Annotated in this window: 24 protein-coding genes and 1 tRNA gene; 8 read left to right on the forward strand and 17 right to left on the reverse strand. The window is 64.4% G+C overall.

Annotated elements, in window-relative coordinates:
- Genes Harman_RS13750 through Harman_RS13805 form a run of 12 tightly spaced genes read right to left on the reverse strand, consistent with a single transcriptional unit; the run spans nt 1 to nt 6,619 of the window.
- Nucleotides 1-399: a 50S ribosomal protein L14 gene (locus Harman_RS13750; protein WP_004516961.1), complete on the reverse strand. Its 399-nt coding sequence runs from the start codon at nt 397-399 to the stop codon at nt 1-3.
- Nucleotides 399-737 carry a 30S ribosomal protein S17 gene (locus tag Harman_RS13755; protein WP_137684359.1) on the reverse strand — a complete coding sequence of 113 codons (339 nt, stop codon included), beginning with the start codon at nt 735-737 and terminating at the stop codon, nt 399-401. Before Harman_RS13755 ends, Harman_RS13750 begins: the two co-directional genes overlap by 1 nt.
- On the reverse strand, nt 728-1,012 hold the full coding sequence (locus tag Harman_RS13760; RefSeq protein WP_137684360.1) for a ribonuclease P protein component 1: 285 nt from the start codon (nt 1,010-1,012) through the stop codon (nt 728-730). Before Harman_RS13760 ends, Harman_RS13755 begins: the two co-directional genes overlap by 10 nt.
- A complete protein-coding gene (gene rpmC / locus Harman_RS13765; protein ID WP_137684361.1) occupies nt 1,012-1,227 on the reverse strand; it encodes a 50S ribosomal protein L29 in 216 nt (71 codons plus the stop codon). The genes Harman_RS13760 and rpmC overlap by 1 nt, the downstream gene beginning before the upstream one ends.
- The gene (locus tag Harman_RS13770) at nt 1,224-2,141 is read right to left on the reverse strand and encodes a 30S ribosomal protein S3 (protein ID WP_137684362.1); all 918 of its coding nucleotides are present in this window, start codon (nt 2,139-2,141) and stop codon (nt 1,224-1,226) included. The genes rpmC and Harman_RS13770 overlap by 4 nt, the downstream gene beginning before the upstream one ends.
- Complete coding sequence (locus Harman_RS13775; RefSeq protein WP_137684363.1) at nt 2,141-2,608, reverse strand: 50S ribosomal protein L22; 468 nt, start codon at nt 2,606-2,608, stop codon at nt 2,141-2,143. Before Harman_RS13775 ends, Harman_RS13770 begins: the two co-directional genes overlap by 1 nt.
- Nucleotides 2,609-2,610: 2 nt before the next feature.
- On the reverse strand, nt 2,611-3,033 hold the full coding sequence (locus Harman_RS13780) for a 30S ribosomal protein S19 (protein WP_137684364.1): 423 nt from the start codon (nt 3,031-3,033) through the stop codon (nt 2,611-2,613).
- On the reverse strand, nt 3,030-3,752 hold the full coding sequence (locus tag Harman_RS13785; RefSeq protein WP_137684365.1) for a 50S ribosomal protein L2: 723 nt from the start codon (nt 3,750-3,752) through the stop codon (nt 3,030-3,032). The genes Harman_RS13780 and Harman_RS13785 overlap by 4 nt, the downstream gene beginning before the upstream one ends.
- 2 nt (nt 3,753-3,754) lie before the next feature.
- On the reverse strand, nt 3,755-4,012 hold the full coding sequence (locus Harman_RS13790) for a 50S ribosomal protein L23 (RefSeq protein WP_137684366.1): 258 nt from the start codon (nt 4,010-4,012) through the stop codon (nt 3,755-3,757).
- The gene (rpl4p, locus tag Harman_RS13795) at nt 4,009-4,749 is read right to left on the reverse strand and encodes a 50S ribosomal protein L4 (RefSeq protein ID WP_137684367.1); all 741 of its coding nucleotides are present in this window, start codon (nt 4,747-4,749) and stop codon (nt 4,009-4,011) included. The genes Harman_RS13790 and rpl4p overlap by 4 nt, the downstream gene beginning before the upstream one ends.
- 3 nt (nt 4,750-4,752) lie before the next feature.
- Nucleotides 4,753-5,769: a 50S ribosomal protein L3 gene (gene rpl3p / locus Harman_RS13800; protein ID WP_137684368.1), complete on the reverse strand. Its 1,017-nt coding sequence runs from the start codon at nt 5,767-5,769 to the stop codon at nt 4,753-4,755.
- A 4-nt stretch (nt 5,770-5,773) separates the two neighbouring features.
- Entirely contained in the window at nt 5,774-6,619 is an 846-nt protein-coding gene (locus Harman_RS13805) for a putative RNA uridine N3 methyltransferase (RefSeq protein WP_137684369.1), read from the reverse strand.
- A 298-nt stretch (nt 6,620-6,917) separates the two neighbouring features.
- Between Harman_RS13805 and Harman_RS13810 the strand changes: the two genes are divergently transcribed.
- The 5 genes from Harman_RS13810 (at nt 6,918) to Harman_RS13830 (ending at nt 9,924) form a co-directional block, all read left to right on the forward strand.
- Nucleotides 6,918-6,989: transfer RNA gene (locus Harman_RS13810), tRNA-Gly, on the forward strand.
- A gap of 409 nt (nt 6,990-7,398) precedes the next feature.
- Nucleotides 7,399-8,046 carry an HVO_2922 family protein gene (locus Harman_RS13815; RefSeq protein WP_137684370.1) on the forward strand — a complete coding sequence of 216 codons (648 nt, stop codon included), beginning with the start codon at nt 7,399-7,401 and terminating at the stop codon, nt 8,044-8,046.
- Between the two features lie 82 nt (nt 8,047-8,128).
- Entirely contained in the window at nt 8,129-8,461 is a 333-nt protein-coding gene (locus tag Harman_RS13820; RefSeq protein ID WP_137684371.1) for an MTH1187 family thiamine-binding protein, read from the forward strand.
- A gap of 24 nt (nt 8,462-8,485) precedes the next feature.
- On the forward strand, nt 8,486-9,418 hold the full coding sequence (gene mch / locus Harman_RS13825) for a methenyltetrahydromethanopterin cyclohydrolase (RefSeq protein ID WP_137684372.1): 933 nt from the start codon (nt 8,486-8,488) through the stop codon (nt 9,416-9,418).
- 8 nt (nt 9,419-9,426) lie between these two features.
- Nucleotides 9,427-9,924: a hypothetical protein gene (locus Harman_RS13830; protein WP_137684373.1), complete on the forward strand. Its 498-nt coding sequence runs from the start codon at nt 9,427-9,429 to the stop codon at nt 9,922-9,924.
- Nucleotides 9,925-9,950: 26 nt separating this feature from the next.
- Here the strand turns inward: Harman_RS13830 and Harman_RS13835 are convergent, their stop codons facing one another.
- The 3 genes from Harman_RS13835 to Harman_RS13845 all read right to left on the reverse strand — a co-directional run bounded on the left by Harman_RS13835 (nt 9,951) and on the right by Harman_RS13845 (nt 13,143).
- On the reverse strand, nt 9,951-11,582 hold the full coding sequence (locus tag Harman_RS13835; RefSeq protein ID WP_137684374.1) for a GTPBP1 family GTP-binding protein: 1,632 nt from the start codon (nt 11,580-11,582) through the stop codon (nt 9,951-9,953).
- 264 nt (nt 11,583-11,846) lie between these two features.
- Complete coding sequence (locus Harman_RS13840; RefSeq protein ID WP_137684375.1) at nt 11,847-12,530, reverse strand: phosphoglycolate phosphatase; 684 nt, start codon at nt 12,528-12,530, stop codon at nt 11,847-11,849.
- 43 nt (nt 12,531-12,573) lie between these two features.
- Nucleotides 12,574-13,143: a J domain-containing protein gene (locus Harman_RS13845; RefSeq protein WP_137684376.1), complete on the reverse strand. Its 570-nt coding sequence runs from the start codon at nt 13,141-13,143 to the stop codon at nt 12,574-12,576.
- A gap of 566 nt (nt 13,144-13,709) precedes the next feature.
- Between Harman_RS13845 and Harman_RS13850 the strand changes: the two genes are divergently transcribed.
- Nucleotides 13,710-16,829 (forward strand): adenosylcobalamin-dependent ribonucleoside-diphosphate reductase, encoded by a 3,120-nt coding sequence (locus tag Harman_RS13850; RefSeq protein ID WP_137684377.1) that lies wholly within the window; start codon nt 13,710-13,712, stop codon nt 16,827-16,829.
- A gap of 80 nt (nt 16,830-16,909) precedes the next feature.
- Here Harman_RS13850 and Harman_RS13855 read toward each other — a convergent pair whose 3' ends face one another.
- Nucleotides 16,910-17,200 (reverse strand): DUF7526 family protein, encoded by a 291-nt coding sequence (locus Harman_RS13855; RefSeq protein ID WP_137684378.1) that lies wholly within the window; start codon nt 17,198-17,200, stop codon nt 16,910-16,912.
- Nucleotides 17,201-17,302: 102 nt separating this feature from the next.
- Here Harman_RS13855 and Harman_RS13860 point away from each other — a divergent pair, with 102 nt between their 5' ends.
- Nucleotides 17,303-17,509: a DUF7534 family protein gene (locus Harman_RS13860; protein ID WP_137684379.1), complete on the forward strand. Its 207-nt coding sequence runs from the start codon at nt 17,303-17,305 to the stop codon at nt 17,507-17,509.
- Nucleotides 17,510-17,526: 17 nt separating this feature from the next.
- On the opposite strand, the gene Harman_RS13865 is transcribed toward Harman_RS13860, so the two are convergent.
- Nucleotides 17,527-19,047, reverse strand: a complete 1,521-nt coding sequence (locus Harman_RS13865) for a sulfite oxidase (RefSeq protein ID WP_137684380.1) — start codon at nt 19,045-19,047, stop codon at nt 17,527-17,529.
- A 105-nt stretch (nt 19,048-19,152) separates the two neighbouring features.
- Here Harman_RS13865 and Harman_RS21990 point away from each other — a divergent pair, with 105 nt between their 5' ends.
- The gene (locus tag Harman_RS21990) at nt 19,153-19,275 is read left to right on the forward strand and encodes an HVO_2523 family zinc finger protein (RefSeq protein ID WP_268812805.1); all 123 of its coding nucleotides are present in this window, start codon (nt 19,153-19,155) and stop codon (nt 19,273-19,275) included.
- The last annotated feature ends 41 nt before the right edge of the window (nt 19,276-19,316 follow it).

Consider the following 19,316-nt stretch of genomic DNA (forward strand, 5'->3'; position numbering starts at 1 on the left):
CTATACGATCATCGTCGCTGCTGATGCCACACTGCCGAATCGCTGTGCGACTTCCCGTGCGATGGGACCTTTCAGCTCGGTCCCGCGCGGGTCCTCGTTTTCGTCGACGATGACGGCCGCGTTGTCTTCGAACTTGACGCGGGTGCCGTCGGGTCGACGGATCGGCTTTCGCTGGCGGACGACGACGGCTTCGAGCACCTGGCGACGCATTTCGGGCGTCCCCTTGGTGACCGAGACCGTGATCTTGTCGCCCAGCCCAGCCTTGGGGTGGCGGTTCTTCGTTCCCGAGTAGCCGTGGACGGAAATGACCTTGAGCTCGCGTGCGCCCGTGTTGTCCGCACACGTGATGAGCGAGCCCTTCTCCAGGCCTTGCGTGACGTCAGCACCGAGTGCTTCCATCAGGCATCACCGTCCTGTTCGTCGGCGACCACGCCGACGACGACGTGGCTTTTCGTTTTCGAGAGCGGTCGACACTCTGCTATCGTGACCGTGTCACCAACCGCGAGGTCGAGACAATCGGGTGCGTGAGCCGGAACGCGGCTCCGCCGCTTCATGAAGCGGTCGTATTTCGGCACCTTCACGTCGTACTCGCGCTCGACGACAACGGTCTTCTCCATGTCAGTGGAGGCTACCTCGCCGTTCAGTGTCTGGCCGCGCACGGAGAGCTCTCCGTGGAACGGGCAGTTCTGATCGGCACAGGTGTCCTCCGGTTCCTGTACGTTCAGTCCTAGCGCCATAGTGAATCTCCTGTGTTCTCTGTGCGACGAGCGGGACGCGCGACGAGTCGGTCACCGTCGACCAGTACCGTTTCGGTCGACAGGGCGAACGCGAATGTCGCGCTGTCCTTCGGCACGTGCCACACCCGGTCGGCTCCCTCGATTGTCAGCATCTGCGTCGTCTCGGTGACGACAGTGCCGCTGATACCCACGGCGTCCGGGTTGGACGCCGAAACGACCTCGCAGTCGAGGCCGACGAGTTCGTGTCGTGGGAGCGTCTCGGGTGTTAGTGGCATTATTCGTTCTCCTGCAGGTCGCCTTCTTCGCCCTGAATCGTCTTGATGCGGGCGATGGCCTTCCGCAGCTCCTTGATGCGGCCGGGGTTTTCCGGCGCACCACCCGCGGCCTGGACGGCCCGGGCGTTCAGCAGTTCAGTCTTCAGGTCGTCGAGCTCCGATTCCCGCTCGGCGGGCGTCATGTCTCGAATCTCCTGGACGTGGAGGACGGTCATTCGTCGTTACCCTCCTCGTCGTCCATTTCGTCCATCAGCTCTTCTGCTTCCGCCTCGACATCTTCGTCGAGTTCCTCGTCGACAGCCTCTTCGAGTTCGTCGACATCGACATCCTCGACATCGTCGTCAGTCGGGACCTCAACGTCTTCCTCGACGACCTCCTCGTCGACGAACTCTTCGTCAGCCTCGGAGTCGTCGTCGGCCCCGGCGGCCACGTCTTCCTCGAGTTCCTCGGCCGTCTCGCTGTCGTCGGGCTCGCCTTCGAGGAGTTCCTCGACGGACTCGCCGTCGGTGTCGGCCACGTAGTCCTCGACATCGACATCCTCGTAGATCTCGAAGTCGTCGGGAAGCTCCGCGTCCGGCGGGATGATCTTGACTCGGACCCCGATGGTACCGAGCTTCATCACGGCGACGCCGACACCGCTGTCGACGATCTCCTCTGCGGGTTCGCCGTTGTGCTTGACGTAACCACGGTTGAACTTCTCCACGCGTGAGCGTGCACCCGTGACCTTTCCGGAGAGGACGATCTCTGCGCCGAGTGCGCCCGACTCCATGATCCGGTCGATGGTGGTGTGGCCCGCTTTGCGGAAGTACCAGCCACGCTCTAAGGCGTTGGCCAGTCGGTCCGCGACGATGCGGGCGTTGAGATCCGGCTCGTCGACTTCCTGCACGTCGACCTGCGGGTCGTCGAGGTTGAACCGCTCCTCGAGTTCCGTCGTGATCTTCCGGATGTTCTTCCCGCCCTTGCCGATAACCATCCCTGGCTTCTCGGCTTTGAGCACGATCTGGGTCCCCATCGGCGTCTTGGCGACATCCATGCCGCCGTAGCCGGCGCGACCGAGTTCCTCTGCGAAGAACTCGTCGATCTGGGTCCGCTGAAGTCCGTCCTCGATGAACTGTTGTTCGTCAGCCATTATTCTTCGGCCTCCGGTTCTTCGAGGATGAGTTCGACATCGACCTGCGGGCTGTTCCACGCTGAGGCACGCCCCATCGCGCGGGGCTTGCGACCCTGCTGCTCGCCGACCTTGTGGGCGGCGACGTGCGTGATGATCATGGCTTCACCGTCGAAGCCCTGGTGGTCGGCGTTGCCGACTGCGTTTTCCAGCAGGTCGAGGAAGGCCTTGCTGGCCTTCTCCGGGTAGCGCCCGGCGTCCCAGCCGTCGACCTTGCTTTTGTGGCCAACGCCCGAGTTGTGCTGTTTGAACGGAACGGGCTGGTCGCCCTCGATAACCGCCTCGAGGTAGTCGACAGCCTCGCCGGCCGTTTTGCCCTTGATCTCGCGGGCGATGGCCTTGCTGTGCTTGAAGCTCATCTGCCGCTCCCGGAGCATCGCTTTGGCCGTCGTGTCCGGGTCGGCTTCGACTGAGTAACTGATTCCCATGATTATTTGAGCGGTACGAACTTCGAGGAGCGTGTCGCTCCGATACCGGCCTGACCGTGTTCGACGCTACTCCGTGTGAGCTGGAACTCACCGAGGTAGTGGCCGAGCATCTCGGGCTCGACGTTGACACGCTCGAAGTTCTGGCCGTCGTGGACGGCGAAGGTCAGCCCGACCATCTCCGGAACCACCGGCATGTCGCGCAGGTGGGTCCGGATCGGGTCGTTGGCTGTCTCCTCTTCGCCGGCCTCGCGGGCCTTTTCGAGGAGCTTGTGCTTCTCCTCGGTCAGGCCGCGTTCGATACTTCGCCGCTGTCGAGCGGGGAGCAGTTCCGCGACTTCCTCGAGCTCCATTGCCTGCAGCTCGTCGAGCGTGTGGCCGCGGAAGGAGAACTCTCCTTCGTGGCCGATTTGATACTCTGAACTCATTCGTTCCCACCTCGACCAGTCCGCTTCGAGGCGATGTCCCCGACCTTACGGCCTGGCGGGGCGTTCCGCGAAATGGACTTGGGTTTGCCGGGGTGCTGGCGGCCACCGCCACCGAACGGGTGGTCGACGGCGTTCATCGCCACACCACGGACACGCGGGTACTTCGTCCCGCGCGCTTTCATCTTGTGATGCTTGTTGCCAGCCTTCACGAAGGGCTTGTCAGTTCGGCCGCCACCGGCGACGACGCCGATGGTGGCGCGACACTGCGGGTCAAGCCGCTTCATCTCCCCGGAGGGGAGCTTGACGACCGCGACGTTGCGGTCGTGGGTGAGCAGCTGGGCGTTGACACCCGACGCACGGGCGAACTTCCCACCGTCACCGGGGCTGGATTCGACGTTACACACCGGAACCCCCTCTGGGATCTCCGCCAGCGGGAGCGTGTTCCCGGGTGCGATCTCGGCGCTGACGCCGACCTGTAGCTCGTCGCCCACCCCGACGCCTTCCGGCGCGAGGATGAGTCGTCGGTCGCCGTCTTCGAACTCGACGGCGGCGACAGGGGCCGAGCGGGCAGGGTCGTGCTCGATGTCGACGACCGTGCCGGCGATAACGTCGCCGTCCTCGACCTTGCGGTGCTCCAGATCAGCCTTGTAACGGTGCGACGGAGCGCGGAACGTGGAGGTCCCGCGGCCGCGCCGTTGTCCTTGGATTCGTCGTCCCATGGTTAGAACACCCCAATTCTGGAGGCGACTTCCTGGGCGTCGTCGTCCTCGGAGAGGCGAACGACGGCCTTCTTTTCGCCGTCCATCGTGTTTTGCGTGTTGACCTGTACGACGGTCACGTCGTACTGCTCCTCGACGGCGTCGGAGACCTCGCCCTTGGAGGCGCGGTCGTCGACGGCGAACTGGAGCTTGTTCTGGAAGTCCATGTCGTTCATGGCCTTCTCAGTGACGTGTGGGTGTTTGATGACATCCCAGCTCATCGCTCGGCCACCTCCGCGAGTGCGGATTCCGTGAAAACGGTAAGTCGACCGGGCTCGCCGCCGGGGGCGAGGTCTTCCGTGTTGACCTCACTGGCGGTTGCCACGTCGGCCCCCGCGAGGTTGCGGGCGGCCTTCGACGGCTCGTCGCTGGTCACGAAGAGGATGGAGGCGGGACGACGGTACTTCCGTCCGCGGGCCGACCCCTGTCCAGCCTTGATCTTCGTCTCGTCGGCGCGTTCGATGTCGGCGTCGACATCGAGCGCCTCCAGCAGCGAGACGACTTCCTGCGTCTTGACGAGGTCCTCGAAGTCGTCGGAGACGACGACGGGCACTTCGTCACGGTCGAACTCGTGGCCACGGTCGGCGACGAGGTCGGCGTCGGCCGTCGCGGCCAGCGCCGAGCGAACGGCCAGCTGCCGTTCCTTGTCGTTGAGGTCGAGCGAGCGATCCTTCTCGGCTTTCGGCGGGTGAGCGCGTCGCCCCTTGACCGCCTGCGGGACGCGGCGGGCACGGCCGTCCTGCTTCGGGACGTGTGCCTGCCCGCGGCCGCTACCGAAGGACTCGGCCGGCGTTCGGAGGCCGGCGTACTCGTCGGACCCGTAGTCCTGCTTTCGGTTGGCCTGTGCGGCACGTACAGCTTTGCCGATGAGGTCGGACCGAACCGGCGTCTCGAAGACATCCGGCAGGTCGACCTCGCCGTCTGCGTTGCCGTCCAGGTCGTGGATTGTTGCCTGCATAGGTTATCCCTGATTCGATTCGTTGGAGACGTAGCGCACCTCGGGGTCGAGGCGCGGTTGGTCGTTCGGACGCACCGCGGGCCGGAAGCGCACCAGGCGCTTGTCCGGACCGGGCACGGAGCCCTTCACGAGCGTGTACGGCCCGTCGACTTCACCGTAGTTGACGAAGCCGCCGTCGACGGTCGGCTCGTCGCCGTCGCCGATGTCGATGAGACGCTTGTTGAGCTCGGTGCGCTGGTGGTAGCCGGTCTGCCCCTGCTGGGGGACCGTCGAGCGCACACGGGACGGGTTCCACGGACCGAGGTTGCCGATCCGTCGGCGCCATCCCTGGCGGGCGTGCTTGCCTTTCCGCTTCTGGACGCCCCATCGCTTGACGGGACCCTGCGTCCCTTTGCCTTTCGTGACACCGGCCACGTCGGCGTACTCGCCGGCGCGGAAGATGTCGTTCATGGCGTGTTCGCCACCGTCCTCGACGAGGTCGAGGGCGTGGTCGAGGCGGTCCGAAACGGATCCACCGCCGACGCGAGTCTCCATCACGTCGGGCTTTTTCTTCGGGACGCTCGGGACGGCGTCGGGGACGGTGTGCGTAATGAGTCGCACGTCCCCGAGGTCACCGGCCTCGAGTGCGTCGCGTACCTGTTCCTCAGCAGCGTCCGGGTCGTGGTCCTCCGGAACGTCCAGAGTCCGGTCGAGTTCCGAGTGGAACTCGTCGGTCCAGACTTCCGTCAGCGGACGCTGACCGTACGGCGTGTCTTCGTACGCTCGCAGGGCAACGGCGCGCATCGGCGGCGTCTCGATGACTGTCACGGGGACAGTCTCCTCCATCCCCTCGCGGGGGGAGTTGGGTTCGTCGTTGACGAGCACGACGTGTGTCATGCCTGCCTTGTAGCCGGCGAACCCTTGGACGCCCGGCTGCCCGTCGTCAGACGGCCAGCTGTTGAAGCGAGGTGTCTCGCTCGTCGAGCGCTTGCGCGGGCCAAAGCCCATTGAGCCTTTGCGTGGTCTGCTTGGTTGTGGCATTCGTTTACTCCGTGAGGGTTAGACAGGTGAGGGAGGCGAACAGAGCTTCTTCCGTTCGCACGACCTCACTGCCCTGGTTCGGAACCGTATTCAGCCAGAGGTCGAACCCTTCTGGTTCGTCGCTCGTCTGGTCTCCCCCGACGGCGTCCGGGGCAACGTCGAGTATCGACGGTAACCCGCGCTCGGGTGCCCCGAAGGCGACAGTCATGCCGCCCTCGGCGTCGCGCCGCTCGGCCAGCTGGCCGAGACGGGTCGACGTTACCGGCTCGCCGTATCGCGAGGACGCGATAGTGAGCCCGGCATCGTCGCGCGAGAGTGCCGCATCGAGGTCCGCGGCGACAACGTCGAATCCCGTTGTGGGGGCGTCGACGAGTTTCGCCCGGACCGGCCGTCGCGAAGAGACCCTGACGGTCACGCGCTCCCCCTGTTCCACGTCCATATCCGCTGGGACGGGAAGGGAGATCGGGTGTTGCATGCCGCAATTGACCCGGACGCGCCCATCAGCTCCGACCTCGGTCACGATTCCCTGTCTTAACGACCCCGAACCCTCAGATCCGGAGCCGGTCTGTGAACGCACGCGGAGCGGCGGCAGGACGCCGACGTACTCTAGTTCGTCCCGCTTACCCCACATCTCTTTTCGGAGGTGCGGGGGCGTCGCGGCGTACCGCAGCACGGTTTCGACGAACCCATCTTCCCACTTGCCCGCCCCATCTGGGTCGGGGTACACTATCAGCCGATCAACCCGGTATATCGTGGCCGCGCGGGCCACGTAACCGAGCTTGCGAGTTGCCTCGCGTCTGTCTTCGGCTTCCCGTGTGAGGGAAGACGGCACGAGTACGCTGGTCGTCATGCCGTAACGCTTCCACGTCGCGCCACTAGACTGTGCCGATATGTCCCCTTCCCGTCCTTAAAAAGACCCCGTTTCGTGGTCGCGGTGCGTCGCGTTCACATGGTTCGTCATGCCGATTTGTCCGCGATGCAACCGTTCACTAGATTGCCGCTTCCGAAAGCCCATGTCTCGTGACGCCATCACATGATTCCCCGTCGGGCGGGGCGGCGATTGCCCTCACTTCCCACGGTTTGTCCCGGAAAACGGAAGGCTTTTTACTCTCACCCCCGCCAGATTTGATTGCAACGAAAGGCCGACTGCGCTGGTAGTGTAGTTGGTATCACGTGACCTTGCCATGGTCACAACCTGGGTTCAAATCCCAGCCAGCGCACTTCTCTGAACCTAATCGACAAGCGACGCGTTTTATCGGGTTGCGTTCTCGGTTCTATGCCGTAACTCACTCTTCGATTCGAGTCACAGTGATACCATCATCTGCAGAAAAGTCCGCATAACAGTCGTCACACAGCGGAAGTGACACGCTCTTTCCGGAGTCAACGAACTCGATCTTCGTTTGCTTCCCTGGGGCAGAATTACAGACGGAGCATTCCATATCATGGGTGTTCTCGCTCCCTCAGTTAAAGTTATTTTCAAATGAAACTTCATGTGGTCGGTAAACCGTCCCGCAGACCGAGCCTGTGACTAGACGTGCCAGACGGGTTTGTCGCTTCAAAACTACTCGACAATATTGCTCAACGGATAGGGAGTACCATTATTTGTTATCCCATCGACAGTGTGGTTGCATGACAGACGAGACGGTCCACGAGTCACAGGAGAAGCGAAGTCGAAGAGGAATCGCGTCGTATTTCCGGCGGTTGGCGAACAGGCTCAGCAGCGGCGAGCCAGCCCCGGCAGACGAGGAACAGACTGTGACGGTCGATCCGCCGGCGGAGGCGGATTTCGAGGTCGAGGTCGAGCGCCAGGACGGCACGGTCAGCCTCGAAATCGACATGGAGTGGGACGAAGCGGAGGGAGGGGTCGAAACCGATGTCGTTGCGAGCAAAGCCACGTTCGAGGTGTACGAGGACAGCGCCGAACAGTACCGCTGGCGGCTTCGTCACGACAACGGGAACATCATCGCGGATGGCGGCGAGGGCTACGCCTCCAAGCAGAAGGCCAAACAGGGGCTGGAAAGCGTCAAGGACAACGCGCCCGGCGCGTATGTCGTTGACGAATCGAAAGACGAGGCCGCGCCCGACGAGGGCGGCAGCAAGGCGACGTTCGAACTGTTCAAAGACAGCGAAGACAAGGCTCGCTGGCGGCTCCGCCACGACAACGGGGAGATCATCGCGGACTGCGGTCAGGGCTACTCCTCCAAACAGAAGGCCAAGCAAGGGCTGGAAAGCGTCAAGTCGAACGCCCGCGGGGCAGCCGTCGAAGAGACGGACTAACGGGTTTCGAGCCGAGACGGTTTTCAGCGGATAGATCGCGCGCTGGGGAAGCGTTTAGTCTCGGGCACGCGTGCGAGCCGACATGACCTGCATAGGGTTCCTCTCGGTCGCACCAGTCATCGAAGGCAGCATGTCGTCGTACGTCGCCGACGCTGTGGCGGCCCTAGAGGCGTTCGATGTCGAGTATGAGACGACGCCGATGGGGACCATCATCGAAGCGGAGGACAGCAAGGAATTGTTTGCGGCCACCCACGCCGCCCACGAGGCCGTCGGCGAGCAGACCGACCGCGTGAGCACGTTCCTGAAAGTCGACGACAAGCGGACCGTCGACCAACAGGCGCGGGACAAAGTCGACGCCGTCGAGGAGCATCTGGGCCGGGAGGCCAGAAGCGGCGCGGCCGAAGGCGGCAATTAAAGGGGAGGCTGCCAAAGACGGCCCATGGACAGTCTCAATCGGATGGCCACGGAACTTGTCGACGAGGCCATCGACTTCGCGGACGAACTCACGATAGACGTACACGCGCTGGAGGGCGACGCCGCGGTCCTTGATTTCGGCGTCGAGGTCCCCGGCGCTGTCGAAGCCGGGATGCTGCTCGCGGAGATCCAGACAGCAGGGCTGGCAACGGTCCAGTCCACGATGGACACCGTCGACGGCGCGCCGCTGAACCACGTCGAACTGTCGACGGACCACCCGGCGCTGGCCCTGCTGTGCTCACAGAAGGGTGGCTGGGAACTGGCCGTCGACGACTTCGAGGCGCTCGGAAGCGGGCCCGCACGCGCGCTCGTCGCCGAGGAGGAAGCGTTCCAGCGCATCGGCTACCGCGAGGACGCCGACTTCGCCGTGCTGGCTCTGGAGACCGACGAACTGCCGGACGAAGCCGTCGCCAGCCAGGTCGCAGAGCGCACCGGCGTCCCCGAGACGGGCGTGTTCCTGCCGTCGTTCGCAACGGCGAGTGTCACCGGGAGCGTCGTCGCCGCGGCACGGGCCGCCGAATTGGCCGTCTTCCGGCTGGCCGAACTCGGCTTCGACCCGGTGTCGGTGCTGTCAGCCAGCGGTCGCGCCCCGGTCGCGCCGGTCGCTGGCGACGAGGCGACCGCGATGGCTCGGACGACGGACGCACTCGCCTACGGTAGCGAGGTACATCTCACCGTCGACGAATCCTTCGACCGCTTCAATGAGATCCCGTCCGTCGCAGCCGAAAAATACGGCGAGCCGCTGGAAGGCGTCTTCGAGGACGTGGACTGGGACTTCGCAGAACTCCCGGTCGAACTGTTCGGCCCGGCCGCGGTGACCATCAATGTCGTCGGCGGCGACACGCACGTGGTCGGTGAGACGAGCGAAGACGTGCTGGCCGAAAGCTTCGGCCTGTAATCTGGACCGTGCGCTACAAGGTCGCGCCGCCGGCCCGCCCGATCTCGTTTCTGCGGACCGCCCGCGAAGCGATCCCGCTGGTCCCCGACAGCGAGGCCGATTGCTGTCGATCTATTCAGACCGCGACGGACGTGTCCGACCGCGAAACGGCTCGGGAGTATCTGGTGTTCCTGCAGGCGCTTGGGCTGGTCGCTGAGAGCGACCGAGGGTATTACCGGGCGAGAGCGGACATCGACCGGGCGGCTCTCGCTGCGGCGTTCGAGGACTCGGTTTTCGGCGTCGACGTGCTACTGGCCGCTCTCGGTTCGGAGGCAATAGACGCCGACACTGCGTTCGAAGCGATCCGGGACGAGATTCCCCGCTGGGAGCGAGAGCGTCACGTCGACTGGGAAGCCGTCTGGCGGGTGCGTGTCACGAACCTGCTGGAATGGGCGGTGCTGTTCGAACTTGTAGAAACAACGGCTGGCGGCTACCGGCAATCGACCGGAGACGGCACGAACCGGTGAGCTGTGAGACCGGAAACAGCGGGCCGCTACGTCGCCGGGTCGATGTCGGTGACGGTCCCGACGCCTTTCGAACTCCCTTCGCGGAAGACGAACTTCTGTCCTTCCTCGACGAGATAGGAGCGGAATTTGAACCGGACGCGGGTCTTGCCGGCGTCGCCCGGGAGCAACTGTCCGCCCTCCGGATAAAAGGCCGCGGCCTCGCTGACTGTTTCGAGGTGGACCACAGGCTCGTAGCCGTCGCCGATGCGGGTCGGGTGGTTCAACACCATCACCTCGGCCTCGAACTCTCGGACGGGCGAGGGGTCGGCGTCGCTCGGTAGCAAGACCATCCCGCGCTCGATGTCCGGTTCGCGGACGCCTTTCAGCGCGATGCCGACGATGCGACCGGCCTTGGCCTCGTCGACCCGATGGTAGTGCATCTCGATAGACCGAACCTCGACCTCGCGGAAGCTCCCGTCCTGCATCGGCCCGAGCAAGAGTTCATCGCCGGCTTCGACCTCGCCGGATTTGATGGTGCCCGACGCGACCGCGCCGACGCCCTGAACGTTGTACGTCCGGTCGACGTACATGCGGAACTCGCCCACTTCGCCGGCGGTCTTGGGCAGCGCCTCGAACATCTCGTCTAAGTCGTCCAGGCCCTCCTTCGTGACGGCGCTGGTGGTGACGACGGGGACAACAGTCTCGGAAATCTCGTCGATGGCCGTGTCGACACCGTGACGTTCGACCCGGAGCGGCGTCTTGTCGACCTCCCGCAGTGCCTGCTCGACGTTGCGCTCGACCTCGGCGGCCCGTGTCTCGTCGACAAGGTCGCGTTTCGTGATGGCGACAATCGTCGGAAGGTCCGTTGCCAGCAGGATGCCGAGGTGTTCCCGCGTCGTCTCGGTCACGCCGTCGTCGGCCGCGACAGTCAGGAGGCCGTAATCGAGCTTCTGGCCGACGAGGCCGCGGATCGTCGTCCGGAGCCACGGCTCGTGGCCGACGGTATCAACGAAGGAGACGAGGCGGTCGGACTCCTCGACGACCCGCGCCCGGTCGTCTTTCCGATGCGGATTGTCCATGCGGATCGGCTCGCCGCCCTCGTCGAAGCCGTAGACGCCGTAGGAGAGGTCAGCGGACAGCCCCCGCTCGACCTCGTGTGGCTGTACGTCTAGGAAGCCGCGGGTCCCGCCTTCGCCGTCGTCGGCGTCGCCAGTGACCAGCGACCCCACGAGCGTGGATTTGCCGTGGTCGACGTGGCCGGCGGTACCGACGACGATGTGGTCATCGTCTGCGAGGACCGACCCCTCCGAGACCGTCGCAACACCCACGATACCGTCTGTGTCCGCCGACCCGTTCTCGGATACGCCGTCGACACCCCACGTTTTGACATCCTCGATGTGTGCGCCAGCTTCCTCTGCCAGCAGGCTAAGTACATCCATCGACTCCGAGAACTCCGTTGGCGAGATGCCAGCGAGACCGCCGTCGTCGGTGACGCCGACGACGTACGTTGCCTCCCCATCCCCGGAGAGAACGCGGTGGCGAAGCTGTGCCGCGAGGGATTCGAGTCGCCCCTCGGACAGGTGGAGGTTCTCGGTGAGCCGTTCTTTGAACTCGACGCTGCCGCCCTCCCGCTCGCCGCGGTCAAGCGCGCGACGGAGGACAGCCCGGTCGGGGCTCATATCCCCCCGTTACCGTGGGGCAGACATAAGCCTTCCCCGGATTTTCGCCTCCAGAGCACTCCTGAATCCGGTGGCTGAGTGTGTCTCTCACAGTAGTATTCGGACGGATATTTATACGCGATGACGTGGCCAGACCGGCTCGTGGACTGAACTGCCACGCGGGGTTTGGGGTTGCGTGACGCCGCTCCGTGTGTCCACTCGGTCATGGCGTCACCTGTTTGCTACACCACCTAGCGACTGGTCTGACCGTCCGTCACACGCCCGTCACTCCCGGTACGGCGTGACCGCTTCGAGAAACCCGTCACCGTAGGTCGCGTCGGTCACCCGGTCTGCCCGTTCGCGTGCCGTCTCGTCAGCGTTGGCGACGGCCACGGCCTCCCCAGCCAGGTCAAACATCTGTGCGTCGTTCACCGAGTCGCCGACCGCCAGAAACTCCGCCGGCTCCAGTTCCAGTTCCGCACACACCGCTTCCAGGCCCGTTCCCTTGTCGACGACCGGGTCCGTCACGTGGTAGGCGAAACCTGTGTCGAGAACGACGAGTCCCTGCGCTGCAGCCAGTTCCTCCAGCGGTTCGAGCGGCTGGTCGAGGGACACGACGAGTTCCGTCTCGCGCCATCGGTTCGCCAGATCGATCTGTCCGAAGCCGAGGTCGTGACCGAGGTTCCGGTAGGCTTCGCCGACCGCAAGCGCCGCTTCGTGGTCGCCTTCGAATCTGAGCTCGTCGGTGGCTTCGACGAACACGACGCCACCGTTCTCGGCGACAACCGTCCGCTCGATACCGAGAAACTCACAGAGCGCAATCGGGAACGGCATCGCCTTCCCGGTCGCGATGACGACGCGTGCGGGCCACTCGCGGAGAACCGGCATGACGCGGGGGTCTATTGCACGGGTCTCGTCGGTCAGCGTCCCGTCGATATCGACGATAAGGGGCGGCGTGTCGCTGTCCATACGTCGAGATTCGGAGCGGCGGATATGTTGGTGTTGGTTGCGGTCAGTCGTCGGTCAACGTCTCGTAGGCCGCTTGCACCTGCTTGAACTCCGCCTCGCTTCCGCTGTCGGTGTCGGGATGGACCTCCTTGACTTTCTCCCGGTAGGCCCGCTTGATTGTGCCCTGGTCGGCGTCCGGGTCGACGCCGAGCCGCTGGTAGGCCTCCGCCGGACTCGGTCCCGAGGACTGGACGCGCTGTCGGCGCTGCCGGCCGCCCGCTGTCTGGCGGCGTTGTCGCTGTCGCCCCTGCCGACGGCGTTGGCCGCCCTGGGTCGCTCGCGAGCGACGCGCACGGCGGCCGTCCCGCGGCGGTTCCCACTCTTCCCGCGGGCCGGCCCCGAACCCGCCCCGGCGGGCGTTCCCCGTGTTCTGTGCGGCCTGTCGCTCCACCCGCTCGTAGAGACGCGCGGCCATCTTCCCACTGAGATGGTAGTACATGAAATACGTCGACGCGCCGAACATCAGCGCCAGGAAAAGCACCGCGGGATTGACCAGCACCCCCACCGCTGTCAGGACGACTGTCAGGACTCCGAACACCGCTGCGATTCCCTTGGTGAGCCCGTCGTACTGCACGCGCTTGCCTTCGGTCCACAGACCCGTAAGCGTCCCGCCTCTCGCTCCCCCTGCCTGTTTCCCGAGCTCGATAGCGGGGGATCACACCGGAGGCAGAACGGCACGCCCCGAGACACTGGATCGACACCGCACGGGCTGACAGTCCGGTTCTAGAAAAACCGCAATACAGCGATACGTCTGACGGCGCTATATTGACTCCCTACGTACGGTTAGTGAGCGTATATATCCGCACGAAAACCCCCGCTGGTTTCCACTGGATATCTCGCTCACGTCTGGTGGTTCACGGGGTTGGGTTTTCACTTTCACCCTGGTCTGGACAGTATTAAGGAGAATCAAGTACGTCTATTCCGTTGTACGCGACTATCGTTTCACGCGTCGCCAGCACAGATCGACGAGCACCGTAGCCGCGACTCTGGAGATTGCTACGGCCGCCGCCGAATCGCAGACAAGAAGGATTAAACGCTATCGATGAATACGTATTCGCCGCCAGAAATGACAGGATCACGGGTAGCTACGACGAGGGGTATTGACCGACAGACGGCCGCTGTCGGGAGGAGGAGCGGGCGATGAGTAACAGCGACCTTTCCGCCGACGAGATCACGCTGCCGATCAAACGTACCGACGGTGACACGATCGAAGAGCGGCTCACAGACAACGCCTACCACAACATCCTCCCGGCGCGGTACCTCCGGAAGGACGCCAACGGCGACCTCATCGAGGAGCCCGAAGACCTCTTCGACCGCGTCGCGAAGAACATCGCACTCGCCGAAGCTGTGTTCGAGGCCGACAAGCAGGGCGTCGACGTACACGTCTCGCCCGACCAGCTGAAACCCGACCACCCGCGCCGCGACGAACTCGCCGACGAAGTGTTCGGCAAGGGAACGTCCGTCGACGACAATGTCGAGACCGAACTCTCTGTCTACAACGTCAACAAGTTCGCCTACGAGACGGTCGTGCCGGAACTGCCGGGTAGCGTCCGCGAGCACGTCGAATCGACCGCCGACGCCTTCCAGGAGCAGATGGAGCAGCTCTCCTTTATGCCGAACTCGCCGACGCTGATGAACGCCGGCGACGAACTCCAGCAGCTCTCTGCCTGTTTCGTCGACTCGCCCGGCGACGACATCGACGACATCCACCAGACGGCCAAGGAAGCCGCACAGGTCTTCCAGTCCGGCGGTGGCATGGGCTATGCGTTCTGGAAGCTCCGCCCGTACGGCGACCCCGTCGGCTCAACCGGCGGCATCGCCTCCGGGCCGATCACGTTCATGCGAACGTATGACCAAATGTGCGAGACCATCGCCCAGGGTGGCGCCCGCCGTGGCGCACAGATGGGTGTCATGCGCGTCTCTCACCCGGATGTCATCCAGTTCATCCACGCCAAGAACAAGGATGTCTCGCTGGCCGAGACGCTGCGCCTGAACGACCCGGACGACTTCACGCACAACTCCTTTGCCGAGGCACTGGAGGAAGCCCGCGAACTCATCGACGACGATGGAAAGGTGCCAAAGCACCTCCGCAACGCCGTCGAGGGCCATCTCTCGAACTTCAACATCTCCGTCGGCGTCACCGACGACTTCATGGAGGCGCTGAAGGCCGGCGAGGAGTTCACCTTCACCAACCCGCGGACGGGCGAGGCCCACATCGTCACCGAGGAGACGAAAGAACTGTACGACATGTTCGGCCTCGGCGAGCACGTCGAGGTCGGCGAGGAACTCTCGATCCCGGCCGAGGAACTCTGGGACGACATCGTCGAGGGTGCCCACGAGAACGGCGAACCTGGCGTCATCTACCTCGAACGGGTGAACAAGCAGCACTCCTTCGACGTGGAGGAACACCCCGACCACGAGATTCTCGCGACGAACCCCTGTGGCGAGCAGCCCCTCGAAGAGTACGAGGCCTGTAACCTCGGGCACATCAACCTCTCGACGCTGGCCGCCGAAGACGCCCCCGACTGGCGCGTCTGGTCGGAGGCACACGCCGACGAGTACGACTCGACGGCCGAAGCCATCGACGCGTTCCTCGAGGACGCCATCGACTGGGACGAGTTCGACCGTCGTATCGAACTCGGTACCCGCTTCCTCGAAAACGTCGTCACGATGTCCGACTTCCCGGTCGAGAAGATCGAGCAAAAGGTCCGAGAGATGCGGAAAATCGGCCTCGGTATCATGGGGCTGGCCCAGCTCTACATCCAGCTTGGCGTCGCCTACGGGACCGACGAGGCCAACGAGATCGCCCGGCAGACGATGCGCCACATCAACCACGGATCCAAGGCCACGAGCCACGAACTCGCCGAGGAACGGGGCGTCTTCACCGAGTGGGAGAACTCCAAGTACGCGAACCCGACGGACTACCCCGAGTGGTTCGAGAAGCAGACCGGCGAGAACGCCGAGGACTGGGCGGACGGCTACCCCATCCGCAACCACAACACGACAACCATCGCCCCGACCGGGACGACCTCGATGATCGGCAACACGACCGGTGGGTGTGAGCCGATCTACAACGTCGCCTACTACAAGAACGTCTCCGACGACGTGCAGGGCGACGAGATGCTCGTGGAGTTCGACGACTACTTCCTCCGAGCGCTAGAGGACAACGACATCGATGTCGAGGCCGTCAAACAGGAGGCCCAAGAGCAGATGGCCAACAACGAATTCGACGGCGTCGACGGGCTGACGACCGTGCCCGACGCTATTGGCGAGCTGTTCGTCACCACTGGCGACCTCTCGGCGAAGCAGCACGCCGGCATTCAGGTGGCCTGTCAGGAGGGCGTCGACTCCGCTATCTCGAAGACGGTCAACGCGCCAAACGACTCAACTGTCGACGACGCCGCCGAAGTGTTCGAGTACATCTACGACCACGGCGGCAAGGGCGTCACCTACTACCGCGATGGCACCCGGAGCAAGCAGGTGCTGACGACGCGCGCCCAGAACACCGAGTTCTCGGACATGGACGCCGACGAGATCGTCGCCCAGATCGAGGAGGTCTTCGGCGGTATCGAAGGCTTCCTCGAAGACGACGCCGTGCAGGCAGCCATCGACGACTCCATCGAACAGGTACTCGGTGTCGCCGACGGGGACGCCGAGTACGCCGAGAAACAGACGCGGCCGGACGTGCTCCACGGCGTGACCCAGCGCATCGACACCGGCTACGGGAAACTCTACGTCAACATCAACGAGGACCCCGACACCGACCGACCGTTCGAGCTGTTCGCCAACATCGGCAACTCCGGTGGCTTCACCGCCTCCTTCACCGAGGCGCTGGCCAAGACCATCTCGACAGCGCTGCGCTCGGGCGTCGACCCCGAGGAGATCGCCGACGAACTGCAGGGCATCCGGTCGCCGAAGGTCGCCTGGGACAAGGGCGAGCAGATCCAGTCCATCCCGGACGCCATCGGCACGGCCCTGCGTCGCTACCTCGATGGCGATGTCGACAAGGCCTACCCCGATCAGACCACGCTTGAGGAGACGGCCGAGAAAGCCGACGAAGAGACCGAACGCGAGGCCGGAGCCGCCACGCAGACCCAGACCGACGGCGGCGCGGCGGCCGCTGCATCCGGAACGAGCGGCGACCAGCAGGACATCATCGACGCCGGCGAGAGCCCGGAGTGTCCTGACTGTGGCTCGCTGTCGCTGTACTACTCGGAAGGCTGCAAGACCTGCGAGTCCTGTGGCTGGTCCGAGTGCTGACGTAGTCGTGTGACACACGGAGCCGGCTTTCACCGCGACTGACGCTGTTTCTTTTCAGGTCCGCTGTCGACGAGCGTCTGCTACCGAAATTCAGTAACGTCGTACACGCCGGCAATCGTCGTCTCCTCGACAGCCACGGTGATTTCCGTCCCTTCTTCAGCCGTCGAGTCTGCGACGAGCGTCACCGGCTCGATAGGTTGGCGGCGCAGAAAGGCCACTATGCGTTCGACCCACGACGGCTTGCCGCCTTTGCGACAGACGATGACGTAGCGCGATTCGGCGAGTGTCGCCATCTCCGGCTCGAAGTCGTAATCCTCGTGCTCGGCTGGCTCCACAACGTGGATGACCTCGCCGGCGATCGTCTCGTCCATACCCGCGATAGCGGCTAGAGCGGTATGTGCCGCTCGCTTCGACCGCGCCCGCAGAAATATCATCCCAGGAACCTATTTATCCCGTCTCCGCGTTCCAGCGGTATGGACAGTTCGCCGGCGGTACAGTTCGCAGTGACGGTCGTTGCAGCGGTCGTCATCGGCGTGCCGCTCGCAACCCTCCTCGCGCCGCCCGACCCGTACACGCAACTGTTCACCCTGGGGCTGCTGCTGGTGGTGGCCGTGCCGGTGGGGTACTACCTCAGTTACAGGGGCGGCTACGAATCGCTCAGTGTGCGATTTGACCGGTAAGGCGGTGGTTCCCGCAGCTACGAGTACTGTTTGGACACCCAGCCCGAGGCACCGCTGGGATAGGAATCGGTTTCGTCTTCTGGCTGGACCTCGCCGCGCTGGTCGACCATCCGAACGACGACGGTGTGGCCGCCGGACGGCGGGTCGTAGGTATACTCCCACTGTCGCCAGGCGTCCTCGGCGGGGCCGTCGCCGCTGGCCGCTGGCAGTTGGTCCGAGAGCGTTGCGTCCGTCCAGGTCTCGCCGCCATCGGTCGAGACTTCGACGCGCTGGACCCCGCGCAGGCCGGCGTAGGCATGCCCGCCGATGCGTCGGCGGCCGTCCGAGAGCGTGGATTCGTGGTGGAGCTTGGCGACCGGATTGACGGGGCCGGTCCCCTGCCAGCCGCGCTTCTCCCAGTAGCCGTCGGCCTCCTCGTCCAGCACTTCGATTTCAGAGAGCCATTTGACGTTGACCTCGCCCCAGTGACCGGGGACCAGCGCCCGGACTGGGTAGCCGTGGCCCCGCGGGAGGACTGTCCCGTTCATGCCGTAGGCGAGCATCCCGCCCCGGAGCGCGTCGATGGGGAACTCCTCGTAAAAGTCGTCCGCCGCGCGGAGCATCACACACTCACAGCCGCTCTGGACGCCGGCTTCCTCAAGGAGCCTATCGACGGGAACACCGGTCCACAGGGCGGTGTCTGTCTTGTAGCCGTTGAGGCTCTCGCCCACGCAGCGGAGCGTGACGAATCGGTTTTCGCCCTCCATACCCTGAATGTCCTCGTAATCGAGCGTGACCTCCTCTTCGACGGCGCCGGTGATAGAGAGCGACCAGTCCGCGGCCGAGAGGTCCGGGTCGATGGAGTTGATGTCGACCTCGTAGAAGTTCTCGCTGACCAGCGGGTCTATGTCGCCGAGATTCAGGGAGGCGTCCGCTGCGACGGCAAGTTTCTCTTCGACATCGTCGAGGTCCGCGCCGGGCGCATCTAGGGTGAGCGCAGCGTCGCCCGTCGCACCGGTCGTTCTCCGGTTGCCGGCCGTGTAGCCGACCGTTGCTGCGCCGACAGCCGCGCCAACGGTCGAGAGCGCCCGTCTGCGTTTCGAGGAGATGGGCGTCATCGGGCCACCGAGTCCGTCGAGGGCCTGCGCGAGTCCGACGACGGCAGCGGCGGGAACCGCCGGGCCAGCGGCGAGGACGACCTCACCAGTGAGAACGACCGCGACGCCCCAGGTCACGACGGCCGTTCCAACGACTGGGAGGGCACGGTTGTTCGTGAACTGACCGGTGAGAATGGCCGCCCGAGCCGCCAGCGCGATGAACAGCCCCGCGAGTCCGATGGCGAGCAGGAGATTGAGCTGCTGGCCGAGGCTTCCGAGCGTCGAGATGGCGGTCGAGACGACGATTCCAGGCATCGACCGTGCGAGCGCCCGTTCAATCGGCGAGGCGATGAACGCGGGTGCGTAGCCGGTCACCGCATAGGAGCCGGCCAGGCCCGCGACGGCTGCGGCGACGCTGACCAGCAGCCGGCCGCCGGGCGAGTCGAGGAGGTCGTCAGTCATGGCTTAACTGACGGTCTACGCCGCAAAAGGGATTGTTCCAAATTCGGCCACAATCCCTTCCGAAACTCCGGAAGACACAAGCGACCGGCGGTGTTCTGCTGAGGCATGGACGAGCAGCCCGGTGGGCGGCCCTGCCCGCGCTGTGAGCGCCCGATGTACCACCGTCACTGCAAGTACGTCTGTCCCGAACACGGCGTCGTCTTCGACTGTGCTGACACGTTCTACTGAGTTTCGCTGGCGGGTTTAATACCCTGGAACAACGAGGTGGG

The sequence above is a fragment of the Haloarcula mannanilytica genome, assembly GCF_005406125.1.
In the GTDB taxonomy this organism is placed as follows: Archaea; Halobacteriota; Halobacteria; order Halobacteriales; family Haloarculaceae; genus Haloarcula; species Haloarcula mannanilytica.

Excerpts from the sequence above, each read along its gene's own strand:
- Harman_RS13750 (WP_004516961.1), bottom strand. The coding sequence starts at position 399 with ATGGAAGCACTCGGTGCTGACGTCACGCAAGGCCTGGAGAAGGGCTCG.
- Harman_RS13755 (WP_137684359.1), bottom strand. The coding sequence starts at position 737 with ATGGCGCTAGGACTGAACGTACAGGAACCGGAGGACACCTGTGCCGAT.
- Harman_RS13760 (WP_137684360.1), bottom strand. The coding sequence starts at position 1,012 with ATGCCACTAACACCCGAGACGCTCCCACGACACGAACTCGTCGGCCTC.
- rpmC (WP_137684361.1), bottom strand. The coding sequence starts at position 1,227 with ATGACCGTCCTCCACGTCCAGGAGATTCGAGACATGACGCCCGCCGAG.
- Harman_RS13770 (WP_137684362.1), bottom strand. The coding sequence starts at position 2,141 with ATGGCTGACGAACAACAGTTCATCGAGGACGGACTTCAGCGGACCCAG.
- Harman_RS13775 (WP_137684363.1), bottom strand. The coding sequence starts at position 2,608 with ATGGGAATCAGTTACTCAGTCGAAGCCGACCCGGACACGACGGCCAAA.
- Harman_RS13780 (WP_137684364.1), bottom strand. The coding sequence starts at position 3,033 with ATGAGTTCAGAGTATCAAATCGGCCACGAAGGAGAGTTCTCCTTCCGC.
- Harman_RS13785 (WP_137684365.1), bottom strand. The coding sequence starts at position 3,752 with ATGGGACGACGAATCCAAGGACAACGGCGCGGCCGCGGGACCTCCACG.
- Harman_RS13790 (WP_137684366.1), bottom strand. The coding sequence starts at position 4,012 with ATGAGCTGGGATGTCATCAAACACCCACACGTCACTGAGAAGGCCATG.
- rpl4p (WP_137684367.1), bottom strand. The coding sequence starts at position 4,749 with ATGCAGGCAACAATCCACGACCTGGACGGCAACGCAGACGGCGAGGTC.
- rpl3p (WP_137684368.1), bottom strand. The coding sequence starts at position 5,769 with ATGCCACAACCAAGCAGACCACGCAAAGGCTCAATGGGCTTTGGCCCG.
- Harman_RS13805 (WP_137684369.1), bottom strand. The coding sequence starts at position 6,619 with ATGACGACCAGCGTACTCGTGCCGTCTTCCCTCACACGGGAAGCCGAA.
- Harman_RS13815 (WP_137684370.1), top strand. The coding sequence starts at position 7,399 with ATGACAGACGAGACGGTCCACGAGTCACAGGAGAAGCGAAGTCGAAGA.
- Harman_RS13820 (WP_137684371.1), top strand. The coding sequence starts at position 8,129 with ATGACCTGCATAGGGTTCCTCTCGGTCGCACCAGTCATCGAAGGCAGC.
- mch (WP_137684372.1), top strand. The coding sequence starts at position 8,486 with ATGGACAGTCTCAATCGGATGGCCACGGAACTTGTCGACGAGGCCATC.
- Harman_RS13835 (WP_137684374.1), bottom strand. The coding sequence starts at position 11,582 with ATGAGCCCCGACCGGGCTGTCCTCCGTCGCGCGCTTGACCGCGGCGAG.
- Harman_RS13840 (WP_137684375.1), bottom strand. The coding sequence starts at position 12,530 with ATGGACAGCGACACGCCGCCCCTTATCGTCGATATCGACGGGACGCTG.
- Harman_RS13850 (WP_137684377.1), top strand. The coding sequence starts at position 13,710 with ATGAGTAACAGCGACCTTTCCGCCGACGAGATCACGCTGCCGATCAAA.
- Harman_RS13855 (WP_137684378.1), bottom strand. The coding sequence starts at position 17,200 with ATGGACGAGACGATCGCCGGCGAGGTCATCCACGTTGTGGAGCCAGCC.
- Harman_RS13860 (WP_137684379.1), top strand. The coding sequence starts at position 17,303 with ATGGACAGTTCGCCGGCGGTACAGTTCGCAGTGACGGTCGTTGCAGCG.
- Harman_RS13865 (WP_137684380.1), bottom strand. The coding sequence starts at position 19,047 with ATGACTGACGACCTCCTCGACTCGCCCGGCGGCCGGCTGCTGGTCAGC.
- Harman_RS21990 (WP_268812805.1), top strand. The coding sequence starts at position 19,153 with ATGGACGAGCAGCCCGGTGGGCGGCCCTGCCCGCGCTGTGAGCGCCCG.